At 70.8% G+C, this 16,730-nt stretch carries 20 protein-coding genes and 1 pseudogene; 13 read left to right on the plus strand and 8 right to left on the minus strand.

What is annotated here, in order from left to right:
* Positions 1 to 26 precede the first annotated feature (26 nt).
* Positions 27 to 956, plus strand: coding sequence for an LLM class flavin-dependent oxidoreductase (locus tag O7627_RS09845; protein ID WP_278093186.1), 930 nt, complete (start codon positions 27 to 29; stop codon positions 954 to 956).
* Positions 957 to 963: 7 nt separating this feature from the next.
* On the opposite strand, the gene O7627_RS09850 is transcribed toward O7627_RS09845, so the two are convergent.
* The 3 genes from O7627_RS09850 to O7627_RS09860 all read right to left on the minus strand — a co-directional run bounded on the left by O7627_RS09850 (position 964) and on the right by O7627_RS09860 (position 3,390).
* On the minus strand, positions 964 to 1,539 hold the full coding sequence (locus O7627_RS09850; protein ID WP_278093187.1) for a PadR family transcriptional regulator: 576 nt from the start codon (positions 1,537 to 1,539) through the stop codon (positions 964 to 966).
* Positions 1,540 to 1,776: 237 nt separating this feature from the next.
* Entirely contained in the window at positions 1,777 to 2,991 is a 1,215-nt protein-coding gene (locus tag O7627_RS09855) for an RNA polymerase sigma factor (protein ID WP_278098231.1), read from the minus strand.
* 18 nt (positions 2,992 to 3,009) lie between these two features.
* Positions 3,010 to 3,390 carry a YciI family protein gene (locus tag O7627_RS09860; protein ID WP_278098232.1) on the minus strand — a complete coding sequence of 127 codons (381 nt, stop codon included), beginning with the start codon at positions 3,388 to 3,390 and terminating at the stop codon, positions 3,010 to 3,012.
* 684 nt (positions 3,391 to 4,074) lie between these two features.
* Here O7627_RS09860 and O7627_RS09865 point away from each other — a divergent pair.
* The 4 genes from O7627_RS09865 to O7627_RS09880 all read left to right on the plus strand — a co-directional run bounded on the left by O7627_RS09865 (position 4,075) and on the right by O7627_RS09880 (position 6,131).
* A complete protein-coding gene (locus O7627_RS09865; RefSeq protein WP_278098233.1) occupies positions 4,075 to 4,878 on the plus strand; it encodes a helix-turn-helix transcriptional regulator in 804 nt (267 codons plus the stop codon).
* Positions 4,869 to 5,063: a DUF397 domain-containing protein gene (locus O7627_RS09870; protein WP_278093188.1), complete on the plus strand. Its 195-nt coding sequence runs from the start codon at positions 4,869 to 4,871 to the stop codon at positions 5,061 to 5,063. The genes O7627_RS09865 and O7627_RS09870 overlap by 10 nt, the downstream gene beginning before the upstream one ends.
* 65 nt (positions 5,064 to 5,128) lie before the next feature.
* Positions 5,129 to 5,545: a Uma2 family endonuclease gene (locus tag O7627_RS09875; protein WP_278093189.1), complete on the plus strand. Its 417-nt coding sequence runs from the start codon at positions 5,129 to 5,131 to the stop codon at positions 5,543 to 5,545.
* Positions 5,546 to 5,621: 76 nt separating this feature from the next.
* Positions 5,622 to 6,131, plus strand: coding sequence for an ATP-binding protein (locus tag O7627_RS09880; RefSeq protein WP_278093190.1), 510 nt, complete (start codon positions 5,622 to 5,624; stop codon positions 6,129 to 6,131).
* Between the two features lie 57 nt (positions 6,132 to 6,188).
* On the opposite strand, the gene O7627_RS09885 is transcribed toward O7627_RS09880, so the two are convergent.
* Positions 6,189 to 7,202, minus strand: a complete 1,014-nt coding sequence (locus tag O7627_RS09885; RefSeq protein ID WP_278093191.1) for a winged helix-turn-helix domain-containing protein — start codon at positions 7,200 to 7,202, stop codon at positions 6,189 to 6,191.
* A 474-nt stretch (positions 7,203 to 7,676) separates the two neighbouring features.
* Between O7627_RS09885 and O7627_RS09890 the strand changes: the two genes are divergently transcribed.
* Complete coding sequence (locus tag O7627_RS09890) at positions 7,677 to 8,165, plus strand: DUF2690 domain-containing protein (RefSeq protein ID WP_278093192.1); 489 nt, start codon at positions 7,677 to 7,679, stop codon at positions 8,163 to 8,165.
* Between the two features lie 124 nt (positions 8,166 to 8,289).
* On the opposite strand, the pseudogene O7627_RS09895 reads toward O7627_RS09890, so the two are convergent.
* Positions 8,290 to 8,919, minus strand: a pseudogene (locus O7627_RS09895) (GyrI-like domain-containing protein); the annotation flags it as partial.
* A 139-nt stretch (positions 8,920 to 9,058) separates the two neighbouring features.
* On the opposite strand from O7627_RS09895, the gene O7627_RS09900 reads away from it, so the two are divergent.
* The 3 genes from O7627_RS09900 (at position 9,059) to O7627_RS09910 (ending at position 10,875) form a co-directional block, all read left to right on the plus strand.
* Positions 9,059 to 10,009, plus strand: coding sequence for an NAD(P)-dependent oxidoreductase (locus O7627_RS09900; RefSeq protein WP_278093193.1), 951 nt, complete (start codon positions 9,059 to 9,061; stop codon positions 10,007 to 10,009).
* A 174-nt stretch (positions 10,010 to 10,183) separates the two neighbouring features.
* On the plus strand, positions 10,184 to 10,444 hold the full coding sequence (locus O7627_RS09905; protein ID WP_278093194.1) for a ribbon-helix-helix protein, CopG family: 261 nt from the start codon (positions 10,184 to 10,186) through the stop codon (positions 10,442 to 10,444).
* A complete protein-coding gene (locus O7627_RS09910; protein WP_278093195.1) occupies positions 10,441 to 10,875 on the plus strand; it encodes a PIN domain-containing protein in 435 nt (144 codons plus the stop codon). Before O7627_RS09905 ends, O7627_RS09910 begins: the two co-directional genes overlap by 4 nt.
* Positions 10,876 to 11,161: 286 nt before the next feature.
* Here O7627_RS09910 and O7627_RS09915 read toward each other — a convergent pair whose 3' ends face one another.
* Together O7627_RS09915 and O7627_RS09920 are read right to left on the minus strand one after the other, a co-directional pair.
* Positions 11,162 to 12,748 carry a hypothetical protein gene (locus O7627_RS09915; RefSeq protein ID WP_278093196.1) on the minus strand — a complete coding sequence of 529 codons (1,587 nt, stop codon included), beginning with the start codon at positions 12,746 to 12,748 and terminating at the stop codon, positions 11,162 to 11,164.
* Positions 12,749 to 12,796: 48 nt separating this feature from the next.
* Positions 12,797 to 13,129, minus strand: coding sequence for a helix-turn-helix domain-containing protein (locus O7627_RS09920; RefSeq protein WP_278093197.1), 333 nt, complete (start codon positions 13,127 to 13,129; stop codon positions 12,797 to 12,799).
* A gap of 180 nt (positions 13,130 to 13,309) precedes the next feature.
* On the opposite strand from O7627_RS09920, the gene O7627_RS09925 reads away from it, so the two are divergent.
* Complete coding sequence (locus tag O7627_RS09925; RefSeq protein WP_278093198.1) at positions 13,310 to 14,176, plus strand: alpha/beta hydrolase; 867 nt, start codon at positions 13,310 to 13,312, stop codon at positions 14,174 to 14,176.
* 19 nt (positions 14,177 to 14,195) lie between these two features.
* Positions 14,196 to 14,411, plus strand: a complete 216-nt coding sequence (locus O7627_RS09930) for a GNAT family N-acetyltransferase (RefSeq protein WP_278093199.1) — start codon at positions 14,196 to 14,198, stop codon at positions 14,409 to 14,411.
* Positions 14,412 to 14,433: 22 nt separating this feature from the next.
* Here the strand turns inward: O7627_RS09930 and O7627_RS09935 are convergent, their stop codons facing one another.
* Complete coding sequence (locus O7627_RS09935; RefSeq protein ID WP_278093200.1) at positions 14,434 to 14,943, minus strand: GNAT family N-acetyltransferase; 510 nt, start codon at positions 14,941 to 14,943, stop codon at positions 14,434 to 14,436.
* Between the two features lie 106 nt (positions 14,944 to 15,049).
* Here O7627_RS09935 and O7627_RS09940 point away from each other — a divergent pair, with 106 nt between their 5' ends.
* Positions 15,050 to 15,475, plus strand: coding sequence for a nucleoside deaminase (locus tag O7627_RS09940; protein ID WP_278093201.1), 426 nt, complete (start codon positions 15,050 to 15,052; stop codon positions 15,473 to 15,475).
* A gap of 197 nt (positions 15,476 to 15,672) precedes the next feature.
* Positions 15,673 to 16,668, plus strand: a complete 996-nt coding sequence (locus O7627_RS09945; RefSeq protein WP_278093202.1) for a phosphotransferase — start codon at positions 15,673 to 15,675, stop codon at positions 16,666 to 16,668.
* Positions 16,669 to 16,730: the final 62 nt, after the last annotated feature.

Here is a 16,730-nt window from a genome sequence, read left to right on the forward strand (position 1 = left end):
GGCGCGAGCGCGTCCGGGGTGCGCTGATGCGGGTCGGCATCGTCATCCTGGCGGACCAGCGCTGGTCGGACGGCGGCTGGCGCTGGCGGCGGGCCGAGGAGTACGGCTTCGACCACGCCTGGACCTATGATCACCTCGGCTGGCGGGACCTGGTCGACGGACCGTGGTTCGACGCGGTCCCGACGCTCACCGCGGCCGCCGTGGCGACCTCCCGGATCCGGCTCGGCACCCTGGTGGCGTCGCCGAACTTCCGGCACCCGGTGCACTTCGCCCGGGAGATCACCGCCCTCGACGACATCTCCGCCGGCCGGCTGACGGTCGGTGTGGGCGCCGGCGGCCTGGGCTTCGACGCGAATGTGCTCGGCCGGCCGGAGCTGTCGCCCCGGGCCCGCGCCGACCGGTTCGCCGAGTTCGTCGACCTGTTGGACCTGCTGCTGCGCGCCGGTGCTGCTGGCTCGGGCGACGCCGGCCGGGGTGCTGCGGGTCCTGGAGTTGACTGGGCCGGTGAGCACTATGCGGCGGTCGACGCGCGGACCACCCCCGGGTGCCGGCAGCGGCCGCGGGTGCCGTTCCTGGTGGCGGCGAACGGGCCGCGCGCGATGCGGCTCGCGGCCCGGTACGGGCAGGGTTGGGTGACCACCGGCGCCGGCGGCGACGATCTCGACGCCTGGTGGGCCGGGGTCGCCGGGTTGGCCCGGCGGTTCGACGAGACGCTGGCGGCGGTCGGCCGCGACCGCGACGGCGTCGACCGGTTCCTGTCGCTGGACTCGGCGCCGGTCTACTCGATGTCGAGCGTGGCCGCGTTCACCGACGCGATCGGGCGGGCCGGGCAGCTGGGCTTCACCGACGTGGTCACCCACTGGCCGCGCCCGTCGAGCTGGTACGCCGGTGACGAGGCGGTGCTGGAGACGGTGGCCTCGGACGTGCTGCCGGAACTGAACCGCCCCCAGCTCTGACGCGCTGTCACTCGGATTCGGCGAGGATCGCGTACAGCTTGCGCTTTGTCTCGTCGAGCACCTTGGCGGCGCGCTCGCGCTGGTCGTCGGTGCCGCTCATCATCACCTGACGCAGCGCGTTCATGGCCTGGAAGCCGGCGTCGCGGATCTCGTGCCAGCTCTCGATCGTCTCCGGTGCGAACTCGGTCCAGGGCGCGGCCTGGGCGGCCTGTTCGGCCTCCGGTCGACCGGCGTCGGTGAGGGCGAAGCTCTTCCGCCCGCCGCCGGTGCCCTCGGCGCTGCCGATGATCAGGCCCTCGTCCTCCAGCAGTTGCAGGGTGGGGTAGACCGAGCCGGGGCTCGGCCGCCACGCCCCGCCGGTGCGGGAGTCGAGTTCCTGGATCATCTCGTAGCCGTGCATCGGCCGCTCGTGCAGCAGCGCGAGGACGGCGGCCCGGACATTCGGCCGGCGTCCCCGCCCGCCGCGTCCACCCCGGCCGTGCCAGTGGCCGTGGCCACCGGGTGGACCGAACGGCGGGAAGCCGAAGCCGCCGCCGCGCATGCGCGCCTCTCGGGCGGCGCGAAACCCTCGATGGAACCCCATCAGAACCTCCTGTGGTTGTCCTTGATGTGCCAACGATATATCGTAAACGCATCGCCGACAAGACTCAGATGAGTCGCTCTCGCTTCTAAGCGTCATATGCCGAGTTGGTAATATTCCACCGAGTCATAAAAATGACGGAGCGGCATATTGCTCAACCGGCATATATGTTCCAGCCGGAGCCGGACGTCCGGAGTCGCCAAGTGCCGGTGGTGCACGGGCGGATGGGTGCGGCGGAGGCTACCCGGTGAGCGTCCCGGCACGGAGTTCCAAGAACTCGCGTTCGGCCGCGTTGCCGGTCAGGGCAACCGCTGCCCGGTAGGCCGACAGCGCGTCGGTTTCCCGGCCGAGGCGGCGTAGCAGGTCGGCCCGGATGGCGTGGTAGAGGTAGAAGCCGTCCAGGCCGGTGCCGGTGCCGCCGCCGAGTTCGTCGACCGCCGTCAGGCCGGCGGCCGGGCCGTGTACCTCGGCCAGCGCGACGGCCCGGTTCAGCGCCGCCACCGGGGACGGGGAGAGGGCCACGAGGTGGTCGTACAGCGTCAGGATCTGGACCCAGTCGGTGTCGGCGGCGGCGATCGCGGCGCTGTGGACCGCGTTTATCGCGGCCTGGATCTGGTACGGGCCGGGCTGGTTGCGGCGCAGGCAGCGGCGGACGATGGCCTGCCCCTCGGCGATCAGCTCGCGGTCCCAGCGGGCGCGGTCCTGGTCGGCCAGGAGCACGATCGCGCCGTCGTCGCCGGTGCGGGCCGCCCGGCGGGACTCGGTCAGCAGCATCAGGGCGAGCAGGCCCCACACCTCCGGCTCGTCCGGCATCAGCTCGGCCAGCAGCCGGCCCAGCCGGACCGCCTCGGCGCAGAGCTCCGCGCGTACCAGGGACTCGCCGGAACTGGCCGCGTAGCCCTCGTTGAAGATCAGATAGACCACCGCGAGCACCGAGCGGAGCCGGTCGGGCAGATCGGCGTCGCGCGGCACCCGGTAGGGGATGCGGGCGTCGCGGATCTTGCCCTTGGCCCGGGTCAGCCGCTGCGCCATGGTCGGCTCGGCCACCAGGAAGGCGCGGGCGATCTCGACGGTACGCAGGCCGCCGAGCAGCCGCAGCGTCAGCGCCACCCGGGCGTCCGGGGCCAGCGCCGGGTGGCAGCAGGTGAAGATCAGGCGGAGCCGTTCGTCACGCACCGGACCCTCCTCGGCGGGCTCGTCGGGGGAGTGCAGCAGGGCGGCCTCGGCGTGCCGCGCCTCCCGGGTGGCCTCCCGGCGCAGCCGGTCGATGGCGCGGTTGCGGGCGGTGGTGATGATCCAGCCGGCCGGGCTGGGCGGCGGTCCGGTCACCGGCCAGCGCCGGACCGCCTCGGCGAAGGCGTCCTGGACCGCCTCCTCGGCGAGGTCGATGTCGCCGAGGGCGCGGACCAGGACGGCCACCGCCCGGCCGTACTCCGCGCGGAAGATCCGTTCGATGTCGTCGCCGGGAACCGGTCAGCCCTCGCCCACGCCGTCGCTCGTGCCGTCGTCGATGCCCTCGAAGGGGCGTACCTCGATCGGGAGGGTGGTCGCCGCGGCGAGCCGGCCGCCCCAGTGCAGCGCCGTGTCCAGGTCGTCGGCCTCGATGATGGTGAACCCGCCGAGGTGCTCCTTGCCCTCGATGTAGGGGCCGTCGGTGAACAGCGCCTCGCCGTCGCGGACCCGGACCACGGTGGCGGTGCTCGGCGGGTGCAGCCCGCCGGAGAAGACCCAGACCCCGGCGTCGCGCATCTCGTTCTTGACGGCGTGCACGTCCGCCATGATCTTGTCGAGCACCTCGGGCTCCGGCAGCCCGGGGCCGGTGGGCTGGACAACGCTGAGCAGGTACATCGTCATGGTGTCATCCTCCGTGATTCGCCGGCCCGATGCCGGTCGCTCACCACCTACACGAACTGTCGGCGGCCGGAACGACAGTCGGCCGGGACTTTTTTCCGGATCCGGGGTGCGGGGTGCGGCCCAGGCCAGGAAGCGGTTCCACAGCGCCTCGGGTCCGGGCGCGTCGTAGCGGTTCAGGGTCACCAGGTCGCGGGTCGCCTCGTGCAGACAACTCGCCAGGTAGACCCGCAGCGACGCGGTCGCCCCGGCGTACTCGCGCACCAGCGCCAACCGGGCCTCGCCGCACGGCCACGGCAGGCCACAGACCCGGCACGTCCAGTGCGGGCGCCGTGGGTAATGCGGCCGGCTCACCGCCACCGACCCTGGTTCCTCGGGTACGGGTAGGGCGGCTCCAGCGGTGAGCCGGGCCGGTCGGGGCAGGGCCAGCGCAGCCCGCACCGGCAGAAGCGGCCCCACCGCGACAGGCGTTTGCGGTGGGTGGGCGTCAGCGGAACTGATCGGGTGCGTCGGTGAAACCAGCTCATCTCTGCGGCCCTCCGGTCGGAATCAGGTGGTGACACTCTGCTGTGGATGCCCTACGGTCGGGAAGGGATCGGCTCCTGGGCCGGCGTCCGGGTCGCAGTCGATCTCGCCGGTCGGTGCCTGGCCGGTGACCATGGCGGACACTGTGGAGGAACTGTGGCGATCGAACGGGGCAGCACGTCGGACCTGATCCGCGCCCAGCTGCGGCGGCTGCGCACGGCCGCCGGCCTCAGCCAGGAGGAGTACGGCAAACGCGCCCACTACGCGTCGTCGACGGTCTCGGCGGTGGAGCTGGGCACCCGCGCGCTGGATCTGCCCTACCTGCGTCGGGGCGACGAGGTGCTGAACACCGGCGGCCTCTTCGTCTCGCTGTTCAAGCTGGCCCTGCGCGACGGCGAACCGACCTGGTTCCGCTCGTTCCGGGAGGCCGAGGAGACCGCCACCCAGCTCCGCTGCTTCCAGCCGAACCTGATTCCGGGGCTGTTGCAGACCGAGGAGTACGCCCGGGCGATCGTCCGCTTGGACGTCAGCCTGAGCGAGGCTGACGTGGAACAGGTCGTCGCGAACCGGCTGGCCCGGCAGGCGATCCTGGACCAGGAGCGTCCGCCGCAGTTCATCGCGGTGCTCGACGAGTCGGCGCTGCACCGGTTCGCCGAGAGCTGCGCGGGGGTGATGGCCGGGCAGCTCGTACACCTGTTGGCTTGTGCCCGCCGCCCGCATATCAGCGTGCACATCGTGCCGGCCTCCACTGGGCTGCATGTCGGGTTGGCGGGGCCGTTCACTCTGGCCCGCTCGGCGGAGGACGGCTGGGTGGGGTTCCTGGACAGCCAGGTCGGTGGGGACAACGTGGACAGCCCGGAGGGTGTGGCGACGCTGTTGCGGGTCTGGGAAACTGTCCGGGCCGACGCGCTGCCCCGGCAGCAGTCGATCGACCTGATCGAAAGAGTGGTGAAGCCATGGACCTGACCGGCGCCCGGTGGCGCAAGTCCACCCGCAGCGGCCCCAGCGGCAACGACTGTGTGGAGGTGGCCGACAACCTGGTCGGGGTGGTCGGAGTCCGGGACAGTAAGGACCCCGCCGGCCCCGCGCTGCTCTTCACCCCACCCGCCTGGCGCGCCTTCCTCCACGCCCTCCCTGACGCCGTCGTCTGATGATCCGGGAGTGTTCGGGTCGTCGGATCGACCCGAACACTCCCGGATCATGGCAGCATTGCCCAATGCCGCAGACGGAAAGGTTGCACGCGGGGGATCTCGATCGGCTCCCTGATCCTCCGCCACGCACCGAGCTTGTCGACGGGAGCCTCGTTTTCCCAGGTCCACAGAATCTCTTTCATATGCTGACGCTGGCATTGCTGGAGCAGGGCCTACGGCGTTGGGCAACTTGGGACCGCTTCCGGGTGCGGCGGGAGATGTCGGTCGTGCTCGGTGAACGGCAGCGCCCCGAACCCGACCTGATCGTGGTGGACGCCGCGGCCGAAACCGGGACCGATCGGACCTGGTATCCGGCCGAGGCGGTGGTGCTGGCGGTGGAGGTGGTGTCGCCCGATTCCGAGATCCGCGACCGTGCCCGCAAGCCGCAGCTCTACGCGGAGGCGGGAATCCCGCACTTCTGGCGAGTCGAGGACCAGTTGTGAGCCGGCACGACTCCCTGAGGATGGGGCGTCCGGTGGCAAGCGGGTGAGGATGAGACGGCCGACCCTGTTCTTGACTGTGGGGCTGCCATGCACCGGGAAGGCCACGGCTGCCCGGCGGATCGAAGCCGAGCGGGAGGCGCTTCGGCTCACCAAGGACGAGTGGGTGAAGGCCCTCTACGGCCACGAGAACCCGCCATCGGCTCAGGACGTGATCGAGGGACGGCTCATCCAGATCGGGCTGCGGGCGCTCGAACTCGGCACGAACGTCGTGATCGACTTCGGTCTGTGGAGTCGGGACGAGCGTTCCGCCCTCCGACAGGCGGCAGCGGACCTCGGCGCGACGGTTGAGCTGCGCTACTTCGAACTCGCCCCGACCGAGCAGCGCAGGCGAATCGACAGGCGCCAGGCCGAAGCGCCAGAAACCACCTGGCCGATGTCCGACGAGGAACTCGCCGAGTGGGCGACCAGGATCGAGATCCCGACGCCGGGAGAACTCGACGGCACCGAGCCGATCGACGACCCGCCGGCCGGATTCGCGACCTGGGAGGTGTGGCGCACCCACCGCTGGCCGCCATCGGTCTCCTGACGCCTGCCCGCAGTGCGGCAACCGGTCATCGCCCGCGGCGCATTGGCGGTGACGCCACTAGTGGGAAAGGCCATCCAGCGTGGCATCGGTGCGCGCGGTGCCGAGGATCTCCGCGCCGAGCGGGCGCAGACTGTGCATAACCGAACCGCCGAGGCGCCGGGTGCTGATCAGGCCCGCGTTGCGCAGTACGCTCGCGTGCCGACTGGCCGAGGCGATCGACACCCCGACCCGTTGCGCCAACTCGGTGGTGGTGCAGCCCGCGTCGACCGCCTCCAGCACGGCCGCCCTGGTCGGCCCGAGCAGAGCGACCAGCGGCGCGTCGGGTGAACCGGCCGGCCCGGTCGCCGTCGCCCCCAAGGGGCCGAGCCGATCCGCCACCGGATACACCAGCACGGGTGGCAGGTCGGGTTCGCGCAGCAGGGTCGGTTGCTCCCAGCAGAAGAACGACGGGATCAGGCTCAGTCCCCGCCCGTCGAGGTGGACGTCCCGGGTGACCCGGAAACCGTGCACCTCCAGCACGGGTGGTCGCCACCGCAGGTCGGGATGGAGCGAACTGATCATTCCCTCGATGCCGGTCGCTGCCAGCACCCGGATCCGGGCGAGCCGCTCGGCGTCGGTCGCGGCCTGGATCCGGCTCGCGTACGGGGCCACCGCGATGCGGTGGTATTCGCGTACCGCCGTGGCAAGCAGGCGCAGGCTCTCGCGCTCACCGTCGGCCAGCGACCGGGTCCAACTGGACAGCGGGCGGTACGCGGCGAGTTGGCGCAGGTCGGTGCGGAGCCGCTGCCGAGGGGTGGCGAGCAGCGCCTCGATCCCGGCGTCCACTCCGTCGGCACCGGCCGTCGGGGTGAGGAAGTCCGGCGAGTACCCGTACGGCGGGGCCAGTTCGAGCAGCGGTCGCAGGGGCGGGGACAGCCGTCGCCGTACCGTGTTCCGCCACTGCTGAAAGATCGGCCCGCCGGTCCGGTTCTGCAACAGGTGCAGGCTGAGCAGCGTCTCCCACATCGGGTCCGGACCGCCCGCCAGCCGGAGACGGACCAGGTCGCGCTCGGTGAAATGGATTCGGATCATCTCGGGCCTCCCCCTGACCGTCGCTCATCAGCCTGGTCCGGGCTGGCGATCCTCCGCAAGCCGATCGACCGCCGTCCTCGGTCGGGGATACGACGCGTCGGCCTCGCGGGCGTGGCTCGGGTCTGCCGACCACCCGCGACGGACCGGCCACCCGCGACGGACCGGCCACCCGCGACGGACCGGCCACCCGCGACGGACCGGCCACCCGTGCGCCGGATCGGCCACCCGTGCGGCGGATCGCTCGCTCGCGACGGCCAAGAGAGGCCCCGCTCGGCCACGACGGGACCGAGCGGGAACGACGGGACCGCCGTCGACCGTGGGCTTTGCGGCTCCGTCGAAAGGCCTCGCCCCCAGGGGCGAGGTGGGGCGAGCCTGGAGGCGGACACGAGCCGGCGGCGGGACAGCCGCGTCGGCCACCGTCCGGCCCGCGGATGAATCGCATTCGCGACGACACGTCCAGAGAGGTACGAAGAGATGCGCATGCAAACCTGGGCGGCGAGCCGCTCATCGACTCTGTCGAAGAGTGGCCTACGGCTGCTGGCCCTCGCGATCGTCCTGGTCGCCGGCGTGCTGAGCGCCGGTCCCGCCTCGGCGGCGCCGTCACAGGGTGCAGCGGAGGGCACCCTGGCAACCTGCTCCGGCAACTCCTGCAACTACCAGGACCCGCAGGCGACCGGCTGTTCGGCCGGTGCCGCCAACTTCGACGAGTGGACCTACATGGGGTACCGGGTCGAGCACCGGTACTCTCCGACCTGCCGGGCGGTGTGGGTACGTGCCACCTACGTCTCGGGCAACGTGGCGTCCTTCGGCGCCCACCTGGAGACCAGGCTGACCGCGGGCAACGTCCGCCAGTACGTGACCTGGCGCGGCAACACCGGCTGGTCGCGGATGTACTCGTCCGCCTACTACAGCCGGGCGGTCGCGGTCACCAGCAGCGGTACCCACTACGGCGACTGGCTCTAGCCGACCGGCCCGGCGGCAGAGTCGGTGGTGGCCACCGCGTGGTCGTCCGGTCCGACGACCGGCGAGCGCGCGGTGCCGCACCGTCGGTCGGTGCTCCTGAGGTGCGGTGCGCGATCCCGACACCGTCGTTGGTGACCGGTTGGCGGAGGATGGTGCGGCGTTTGTCGGGTGGAACCCGGCGGAAGTCGCTGAGGTAGATTTCGTGGTGGGTGCCGGTCGGGCGCAGGTCGTGGCCGGGGATGAAGTCGTGGTGCAAACGCGCGAGGACCTCGGCCTCGTCGTCGAAGGAGCCGACGTGCAGGGTCTGCGCGCACCGTCCTTCGGAGAGCGTCTGGAGACGGACGGCGTCGAGTCGGGCCGGTTGGTTCTTCGCCCGGGCCTGCTCGATGGCGGTGGTGACCATGGCTGGCTCGATCCAGTCCGGGACCATGAGCATCAGGGTCCAGTTCCACCGTGACTTGTCCCGCGCGGTGGTGAAGGAGTCCATGTCCTCGGCCCACCACAGCCCTTCCAGCGGCGGTACGACGTAGTCGCGCCCGAGCTCCCGCTTGCTGGCGAACTTGATCTTGTACGCCACCGGATAGAGCGCCTCGATCGTCTCGGCGAAGGCGGGCGAGGTGTTGGGGTCGCCGTGGCCGTCGGCCATGAGGTACCGCATGTCCGGCACGTCGACGATCCTGAACCGCCCTCGTTGTGCTCGGTAGGCGTCGAGGGTCCTTCGGAAGTCGATCTTGTCGGCAGTGCTGCTCGGCATCGGGTACCTCGATTCGGGGCGGAGGTCACCATCATCAGACCCCCGTCAAGCGTCGGAGCCGTGGCTCGGGTTGACGATGCGGAACGTCGTTCCGTATTGTTGTGGAACAACGTTCCGTTTATCTCGGAGGAGACACGCCATGGCTGTCCTGGTCACCGGAGGTACCGGTTTCATCGGGTCGCACACGGTGCGGGCGCTGCTGGACCAGGGCGAGGAGTGCGTACTCGTGCAGCGCCGCGCCACCGGGCTGCCACCCGTGCTCGCCGACGCCCGGGTCGCGATCGAGCGGGCCGACGTCGCCGACATGCCGGCCCTGCTCGGCCTCGGCGCCCGCCATAAGATCACCGGGATCGTGCACCTGGCGGGCTCCATGCCCTGGCCGGTCGGCGCCGACGAGCCGATCCCCGGCGCCCGCATGGCGCTCGGCGGCCTGCTCAACGTCTTCCAGGTCGCTCAGGAGTGGGGCGTACGGCGAGTCGGCGTCGCCAGCACCATCGGCGTCTACCACGGCGTCTCCGGGGACGGTCCGCTGACGGAGGACCTGCCGCTGTCGATGGACTCGGTCCACGTCATCCCGACCTTCAAGAAAATCGGCGAACTGCTTGACGACTGGCTGGCGTCGGCGGCCGGGCTCGACGTCGTCAACTACCGGATCTCCGGGACCTGGGGGCCGGGCGGTCACGAGGACCCGTTCTTCCCGGCGCCCGCGCTCGCCCACGCCGCCGCCCGCGGCACCGAGCCCGACCTGTCGTCGCAGGCCCGGCCCCCGTACGCCGAGGACGCCCTCGACCTGTGCTACGTCAAGGACACCGGGCGGGCGATCGCCCTGCTGCACCTGGCCGACAAGCTCAACCACCGTACGTACAACGTGGCCTCGGGCCGGGCCACCTCGAACGCCGACATCGTCACCGCCATCCGGACCGTGGTTCCGTCCGCCGACCTGTCCCTGCCGTCGCGCGGGTCCGCCGCCCCGGCATCCTGGCTCGACATCACCCGGCTGCACGACGACACCGGCTACCTACCCTCGTACGACGCCGAGCGCGCCGCCGCCGACTACATCGCCTGGCTGCGCGCGGGCCACGACCGGTAACGGCTATCCCGATCGGTCGAGCACTCCGACGGTGTCGCCCACGCTGACCCGCTGATCGTCGCGTGAAGGTACGGTCCGTACAACCCAGTCGTCCGCCGCAGCCATATCGTCCGGGCGGCCTGGTCCCGGCCCTGATGAAGCCGGCTGCGCCGGTGGTGGAGGTACCATAACCATATGGCGCTGAGAAAGACGACAGTGATGGTCGACGAGGATGATCTGAGGGTCATCAAGGAGGCCGCCGCTCGGGAGGGGCGTCCGGAGTCGGAGTACTTCCGGGAGGCGTTCCACATCGCGGCGCTGCGGGCGCGTCGTTGGTCGGGGGAGTGGGACATCCCGGAGATCGGGTTCGGCGGGCCGGTGAGCGATGACGATGTGCGGGCGGCGGTGGCGGAGGCCGAAGACCGCAAGTACGGCTCGCCCGGCCGCGCTGCATGATCCTTGTTGGGGACACCTCCGGGCTGGTGGCCGCGTTCAACATCGACGATCCCGAGCACGCCGCCGCGCGAAAGGCTTTCGCCGAGGCGTCGGCGACGGTGATCTCACCGCTGGTGTTCGGGGAGCTCGAGCACATCATCACGCGCAACGTGGACCGCAAGGCAGCACACGCCGTGCAGGACTGGCTGCTGGGGCAGGAACGGAACCAGCGGGTCCTGGTCCCGGAGGTGACCGCGACCGCGCTGCGCAGGGCCCGCACGGTCCAGTCCCGGTACGCGGCCCTGCGCTTGGATCTCGCGGACGCCGTGAACGTCGTGCTCGCCGAGCGGTACGAGACGGATGCAGTCCTGACGCTGGACCGGCGGGACTTCCGGGCGATCCGTCCATTGAGCAGTCATCCGGCGTTCCGGGTCCTGCCCGACGATCTCTGAGAGCCCGGTGCATAGGCACCCAGCAGGGCTACGGGCACCACACCTGCGGTTCAAAGTGCGCCAGACCCGCCTGGTCGGACCAGGCCGGCGTCGTACGCGAAGACGATCACGGCCGCCCGGTCGCGGGCGCCGGGCTTGCTGAAAAGCGCGCCCACGTGGGTTGGAGGCGCCGCGCGCCATCAGCCGCAACCACACGGCGATCGTCGCCGGCATCGCCAAGACGGGACAGATCGTCACCGCCAAGGCCCGGGGACGAGTCGGTCCCCGGGCCTTGGCGTGCTCGCTGCTATTCGCTGACGATGACTATCCGGCGTCGCCTGGCGAGGAGGAACAGCGCCGCGCCGACCGCCACCACACCACCGCCGACCGCGCCGACGAGCGCCGCGTTGACGCCGGTGATCGGGAGACCACCACCGCTGCCGCCGACCGTGACGACCAGCTTGACCTCGTCGTTGGCCGGGTTGGACTCGGCGTTTTCCCCGTACGGCCGGACCCGCAGGGTGCCGTCGTCACCCGGGGTGGAGACGATCCGGAGCTTGATCTTCTCCTGGACGCCCTGGTAGCCGGATGCCTTGGCCGGGAACTCGCCCTCGGTGCTGCAACTGACCACGGGCAGTTCCTCGACCGGGCGGCCGTCCTCGTCGTTGAAGTAGCACCACGGCCCGTTCTCGTGATCACCGTCGTCGACGAACAGCGTGCCGGTCGGTGCCGTGAACGTCCAACCGGCGCTGCCGTCGGACGGACCGTTGTTGATCACCGTGTACGGGATCTCGACGATGTCGCCGATGTTGCCGCTGACCGGCCCTGCGGTGACCGCGAAATCATGCTTGTTGGGTTTGGTCCAGACGGCGAATTCCGCCCAGTTGTTCTCGGTGTTGCCCTCCCGCCGGCTGGCCGCCCGGGTGGTCGGCGCCAGCCCGGCGACCGCCTCCGCGAACGTCTTGTCCGACGAGCCCTTCCGGGTCAGCCGCTGCGGCGCCCGTTCGGCCCTGAGGTCGTCGACGAGGCCGACCTGGACGCTTCCGCCCGTCTCCTCGGGGCCGCGCAGGTTCTTGCCGAACGCGACGTGGAAGAGCGACTCGCCGGACTCGTCGACGAAGACGAGCCCTTCGCCGACCCCGAGCGGGTCCAGGTCCGCAGGCGCCGGGCAGGTGACGACGCTGGGGCCGTACACGTAACCGGGGGGATGCTCGCCCGGCCACCAGTCCCGGTACTCGCAGTCCGAGTACTGCTCGACGATGCCGCCGCCCGTGGGCACCCAGATCTGCACGTACCAGTCGCCGGTGGGTGTGTCGCCGTCGTTGTAGATGCCGGCCACCACCGGACGCACGTCGCCGCCGCCGACGGGGTCGTCCGCGCTGTTGATGTCCTCGGCGAACGCGACCAGATCGGGGCCACTGGCGATGATCGTGACGTCCAGGTCACCGCTGCCGGTGTATTCGGCGCCGTCGGGACCGAACCCGCGAATCGTGCCCTTGACCGTCCCGGCCGGGCCCGGCGTGGACTGCTGCCTGCTGGTCAGCTCGAACGCCTGGAATGAGCTCGTCTGCTCCGCGGCCAGGACCGGAAAGTGGCACGTGACGATCTTGCCGTCGAGTTGGCAGTCGTCGACCCAGCGGGGCACGCTGATCTCGACGTCGCGCAGACCGCTGGCGTCGTACGTCGTCGTCACGTCACTGGCCGGCTCGTCGCCCCAGTTGTAGGCGTAGACCCCGAACTGCCGGCCGCCGTTGTCGACATCACCTGACATGTTGTAGGACATCGACAGCTGCGGTCCCGCGGCCAGCACGGGCGAGGGTATCGAAGCGCCGACGGACGCGGCGACGATAAGTGCGGCCGCGCCCGCCGCCAAGCGGATCCTGAGAGAAGACATGGGGGTGGAAGGTACCCGACCCTGCCTCGCCGCACTGTCCCGACCGGGTCAGGCGGCGTTGTTCTTCGTCGCCCAGTCACAGATGGCCGCGAGTGGCTCCTGCAGCGTCTTGCCGAGGGCGGTCAACCCGTACTCGACGTGCTGTGGCGGTGTCTCCTTGATCACGCGTCGCTCCACCAACCCGTCGCGCTCCATGTCGCGCAGCGTCTCGGTCAGGACCTTCTGGGTGATCCCAGCGACGCGTCGACGTAACTCGGCGTGCCGCTGGGGGCCGGCGAGCAGCGCGTAGATGAGCAGGACCCGCCATTTCGAGGCGAGCCGCTCCAGCGCCTGCCGCGTCGTGCAGCTCTCTTCGAGCACATCCGGAACGACAAGCGACATGAGCAACTCCCGAGGATCGGACGGCGCCGCTCGAGCTCGTCGAAGGGCACCGCAAAGTGCCTTCTGTCCGGCAAGCGCCGGGCGCCCTAGCGTCGAGCCAACAGTAGACGCCGAAGGGAACACCACCGACATGTCCGAGTACCACATCCATACGTACGCCGCCGCCGAGGCGGTGGTGGCGTGAGCACCGAGCGCGTCACGTTCGACGCCGACGGCGTCACGCTTGTCGGAAACCTGGCCCTGGCCCCCGATGGCGCGCCCGCCGTGGTGCTCACCGGGCCGTTCACCGGCGTCAAGGAGCAGGTCGTCGGCACCTACGCCGCCCGGCTCCACGAGCGCGGCCTGACCACGCTCGCCTTCGACCACCGCGGCTTCGGTGAGAGCGGCGGGCGCCGCGCGCACGAGGACAGCCAGGGCAAACTGGCCGACCTGCGCGCGGCGGTAGGCATGCTCACCGCCCACCCGGCGGTGGACCCCGCCCGGGTGGCCGCGGTCGGGATCTGCCTCGGCGGCGGCTACGCGGTGCGCGCCGCCGCCGCCGATCCGAGGATCCGCGCGGTGGTGGGCATCGCGGGTGCCTACAACAGCCCGGTCCGCTTCTGCGCGAGCGACGCCGACGGCTACCGCCGGGCGCTCACCTCCTTCATCGAGCGGTACGACGATGAACTGCCGGCGGTCGCCCCCGACGGCGGTACGGCAGCGATGGGCGGCGACGAACCCTTCGACTACTACGGCACCCCACGATCCGCGGCCGCGCACTGGGAGAACCGGGTCACCTACGGCTCGCTGCACGCGCTCATGACCTTCGACGCCCTGGCCGCGGCGCCGCTGCTCGTCGCCACCCCGCTGCTTGTCGTCCACGGCCGGCGGGATGACTACTGCGCACCGGACCTCGCCGAGGCGCTTCACGCCGAGGTGCCAGGACCGAAGGAGATCTGCTGGCTCGACGCCGAACGGCACATCGACCTCTACGACGTGGAACCGTACGTCAGCCGAGCCGCCGACGCGACCGCGACCTTCCTGCACCGTCACCTCGGCTCGCGTTGACGCGTCGTACCCTTGCAACGTGATCTTCCGGGAAGCGGTGCGCGCCGACCTGCCTGCGATCGTGGCGCTCCTCGCTGATGACGTGCTGGGCAAGTGGGTGATAGCGCAGGCGCGTCGGCGCGGCTGCGGACTGGTCCAACTCACCACCGACAAGTCCCGAGTGGACGCACACCGCTTCTACGAGCGGCTCGGATTCGTCGCCAGTCATGAAGGAATGAAACTGCCGCTGCCATGAAGCGAGATGTCCAGCCCAACACTCACAGGTCGCGTACGTAGAGTCGCATGGTGACCGGGGTGCTCCCGTGCCGGTCTTCAGCGCCGGATACGACGTCGTGGACGTAGGTGAAGCCACTCTTCTCGGCCACCCGGACGGACGCATGATTGTCCGCGACGACCCGGATGGCGGCCCGCCTACCGATCCGGTGCGCGTGCAGGTACTCGCAGATGAGGCGGACGGCTTCCCCCGCGACACCACGCCCGCGAGCCCACGGGTGGACGGCGTAGCTGATGTTGACATCTCCGGGTTCGAGGCCATCGCCGACCTCGGGATCACAGTCGACGTACCCGGCGAGACGACCATCGAGGCACACTCCGAAGCCCCGCTTGCCGAACCCAGCCCGAGCATTTTCGGCAAGCCTGTGGAAATGGGCGGTCGTCGAGCCGACGGTGCCGTAACCTCCGGTCAGCCAGCGAACCGTGTGTTCGTCCTCGCCGGCGTTGTGGGCCTCGACATCCTCGTCCGTCAGCGCGCGCAGCGTGACCCTCATACGACAGACCTTAGGGAACGCGCCGCAGCGAACGGCAGTGATTTGCGGGCCGCCCTCTCGCCAGCGGTCAGCTGGCTGGTTGCGAACCAGAGATCCTGGAGGACCCATGATGTCCGATGACGAGCAGTTCCTCCGCCGGGCGGTGGAGATCGCGAACCGGGCCGGGGCGTCCGGCGAACGGCCGTTCGGCTCGCTGCTGGTCGGCCCGGACGGCGTCGTCCTGATCGAGGACCACAACACGGTGGTCTCCGACTCGGACATCACCGCCCATCCGGAGCTGAAGCTGGCCCGCTGGGCCGCCCGGGAACTCGCCCCCGAGGTGGCCGCCGCGACCACCATGTTCACCAGTTGCGAACCCTGCCCGATGTGCGCGACCGCGATCGCCCGGTCCGGCCTCGGCCGGGTGGTGTACGCCCTGTCGGCCGAACAGTTCGAGGAGGTCAAGCCGCCCACCCCGGCACTTCCGCCGGTGCGGTACGAGGGACCGGCGCTCTTCGACGAGGCCCGCCGGCCGATCGACAACTACTACTAGGGCACCCGGCACCGCAGCGCGTCGATGCTCCGCCGGCACGCCCTGTCCGGCAACCGTCACCCGGGCGGCTCCAGATCCGCGACCACTCCGAAGTGATCGCTGGCCCGGATCCGCCCACGTTCCCGCTCGCCATCCCGCCCCAAGCCGGAGCGGACGGGTGCGGCCGGTCCCGCCGGTGCTGTGATGGGATACGCCGCATGGTCGAATCGCGTGCGCCGGTGCTGGAGATGCTGTGGGAGGCACAGGACCCCCACGAAGTGCTCGACGGAAGGTTCGGCTTCAGCGACGCGGAGTCTGCCGGCCGCTGGGTGATCGCCGTGCTGGACGAGTTCTGGGACGTTCGGGCGGACGCCTGCGAGCGGATCGTGATGAGCGCGGGCAACGCGCTGGCGTGGGTGGCCACGCCGTCCGGCCGGCTGCTCGTGAAGTGGTCGGTGCTGCCCTGGCGCTTTCCGCTGCTGGCGCAGACGGCGTGTCTCACGAGCTGGCTGCACGGCCAAGGGCTGCCCGTTTCCGCGCAGGTTCCCGCGCGGGACGGTCGCCTTCAGGTCGAGGTCGGCGGTGTCTCGATCGGCGTGCAGCGCGAGATCGTCGGCGACCTGCTCGACACCGCCGATCTCCGCCAGGTCCGGGCGGCCGGTGTGGTGCTGGCCCGGCTGCAGGGCGCGCTGAGGGCGTACCCGGACGCCGAACGGATTCCGGCCCACGACGCCGCGGCTGCGCCGCTGCCGGCCCGGGTCACCGACTGGCTCGACTCCCAAGCCGATCACCTGCCGGAGGCGGCCCGCACCACGCTGCGCGTACTGGTCGCCGACGCGCCGGCCGGCCGGGTCCCGCCGCAACTCGTCCACTTCGACTTCCGCTCCGCCAACGTCCTGTGTGCTGGCGGCGAGGTCGCCGCGGTCATCGACTTCGAGGAAGCCCGGCACGACCACCCGCTCGTCGAGCTGGCCCGTGCGGCGGTCCTGCTCGGCACCCGGTACCACGACTGGGGGCCGGTCCCGGCCGGGGTACGCGCGGAGTTCCTCGCCGGCTACCAGTCCGTCCGCCCGCTGACTTCGGCCGAATCGAGGTGGCTGGACATCCTGCTGCGCTGGCAGGCGCTGGCGATGGTGCCCCGTGGCGACGACCCGACCGGATGGGGACCATCGGCGCTGAGCCTGCTGCCCCGGGACCAGCGGGCTGCCGGATAGGCGAAATGCGTTGACGCCGCCGACAGGATGGTGGCTGTGAACCGGTTGCCGCAGCCAGCATT

It is taken from the genome of Solwaraspora sp. WMMD1047 (assembly GCF_029626155.1).
In the GTDB taxonomy this organism is placed as follows: domain Bacteria; phylum Actinomycetota; class Actinomycetes; order Mycobacteriales; family Micromonosporaceae; genus WMMD1047.

What these genes read in the sequence shown, in the direction of transcription:
- O7627_RS09900 (WP_278093193.1), top strand. Translation starts at nt 9,059, where the DNA reads ATGGCTGTCCTGGTCACCGGAGGTACCGGTTTCATCGGGTCGCACACG.
- O7627_RS09905 (WP_278093194.1), top strand. Translation starts at nt 10,184, where the DNA reads ATGGCGCTGAGAAAGACGACAGTGATGGTCGACGAGGATGATCTGAGG.
- O7627_RS09845 (WP_278093186.1), top strand. Translation starts at nt 27, where the DNA reads ATGCGGGTCGGCATCGTCATCCTGGCGGACCAGCGCTGGTCGGACGGC.
- O7627_RS09860 (WP_278098232.1), bottom strand. Translation starts at nt 3,390, where the DNA reads ATGACGATGTACCTGCTCAGCGTTGTCCAGCCCACCGGCCCCGGGCTG.
- O7627_RS09870 (WP_278093188.1), top strand. Translation starts at nt 4,869, where the DNA reads ATGGACCTGACCGGCGCCCGGTGGCGCAAGTCCACCCGCAGCGGCCCC.
- O7627_RS09890 (WP_278093192.1), top strand. Translation starts at nt 7,677, where the DNA reads ATGCGCATGCAAACCTGGGCGGCGAGCCGCTCATCGACTCTGTCGAAG.
- O7627_RS09935 (WP_278093200.1), bottom strand. Translation starts at nt 14,943, where the DNA reads ATGAGGGTCACGCTGCGCGCGCTGACGGACGAGGATGTCGAGGCCCAC.
- O7627_RS09945 (WP_278093202.1), top strand. Translation starts at nt 15,673, where the DNA reads ATGGTCGAATCGCGTGCGCCGGTGCTGGAGATGCTGTGGGAGGCACAG.
- O7627_RS09915 (WP_278093196.1), bottom strand. Translation starts at nt 12,748, where the DNA reads ATGTCTTCTCTCAGGATCCGCTTGGCGGCGGGCGCGGCCGCACTTATC.
- O7627_RS09920 (WP_278093197.1), bottom strand. Translation starts at nt 13,129, where the DNA reads ATGTCGCTTGTCGTTCCGGATGTGCTCGAAGAGAGCTGCACGACGCGG.
- O7627_RS09885 (WP_278093191.1), bottom strand. Translation starts at nt 7,202, where the DNA reads ATGATCCGAATCCATTTCACCGAGCGCGACCTGGTCCGTCTCCGGCTG.
- O7627_RS09940 (WP_278093201.1), top strand. Translation starts at nt 15,050, where the DNA reads ATGATGTCCGATGACGAGCAGTTCCTCCGCCGGGCGGTGGAGATCGCG.
- O7627_RS09850 (WP_278093187.1), bottom strand. Translation starts at nt 1,539, where the DNA reads ATGGGGTTCCATCGAGGGTTTCGCGCCGCCCGAGAGGCGCGCATGCGC.
- O7627_RS09875 (WP_278093189.1), top strand. Translation starts at nt 5,129, where the DNA reads ATGCCGCAGACGGAAAGGTTGCACGCGGGGGATCTCGATCGGCTCCCT.
- O7627_RS09910 (WP_278093195.1), top strand. Translation starts at nt 10,441, where the DNA reads ATGATCCTTGTTGGGGACACCTCCGGGCTGGTGGCCGCGTTCAACATC.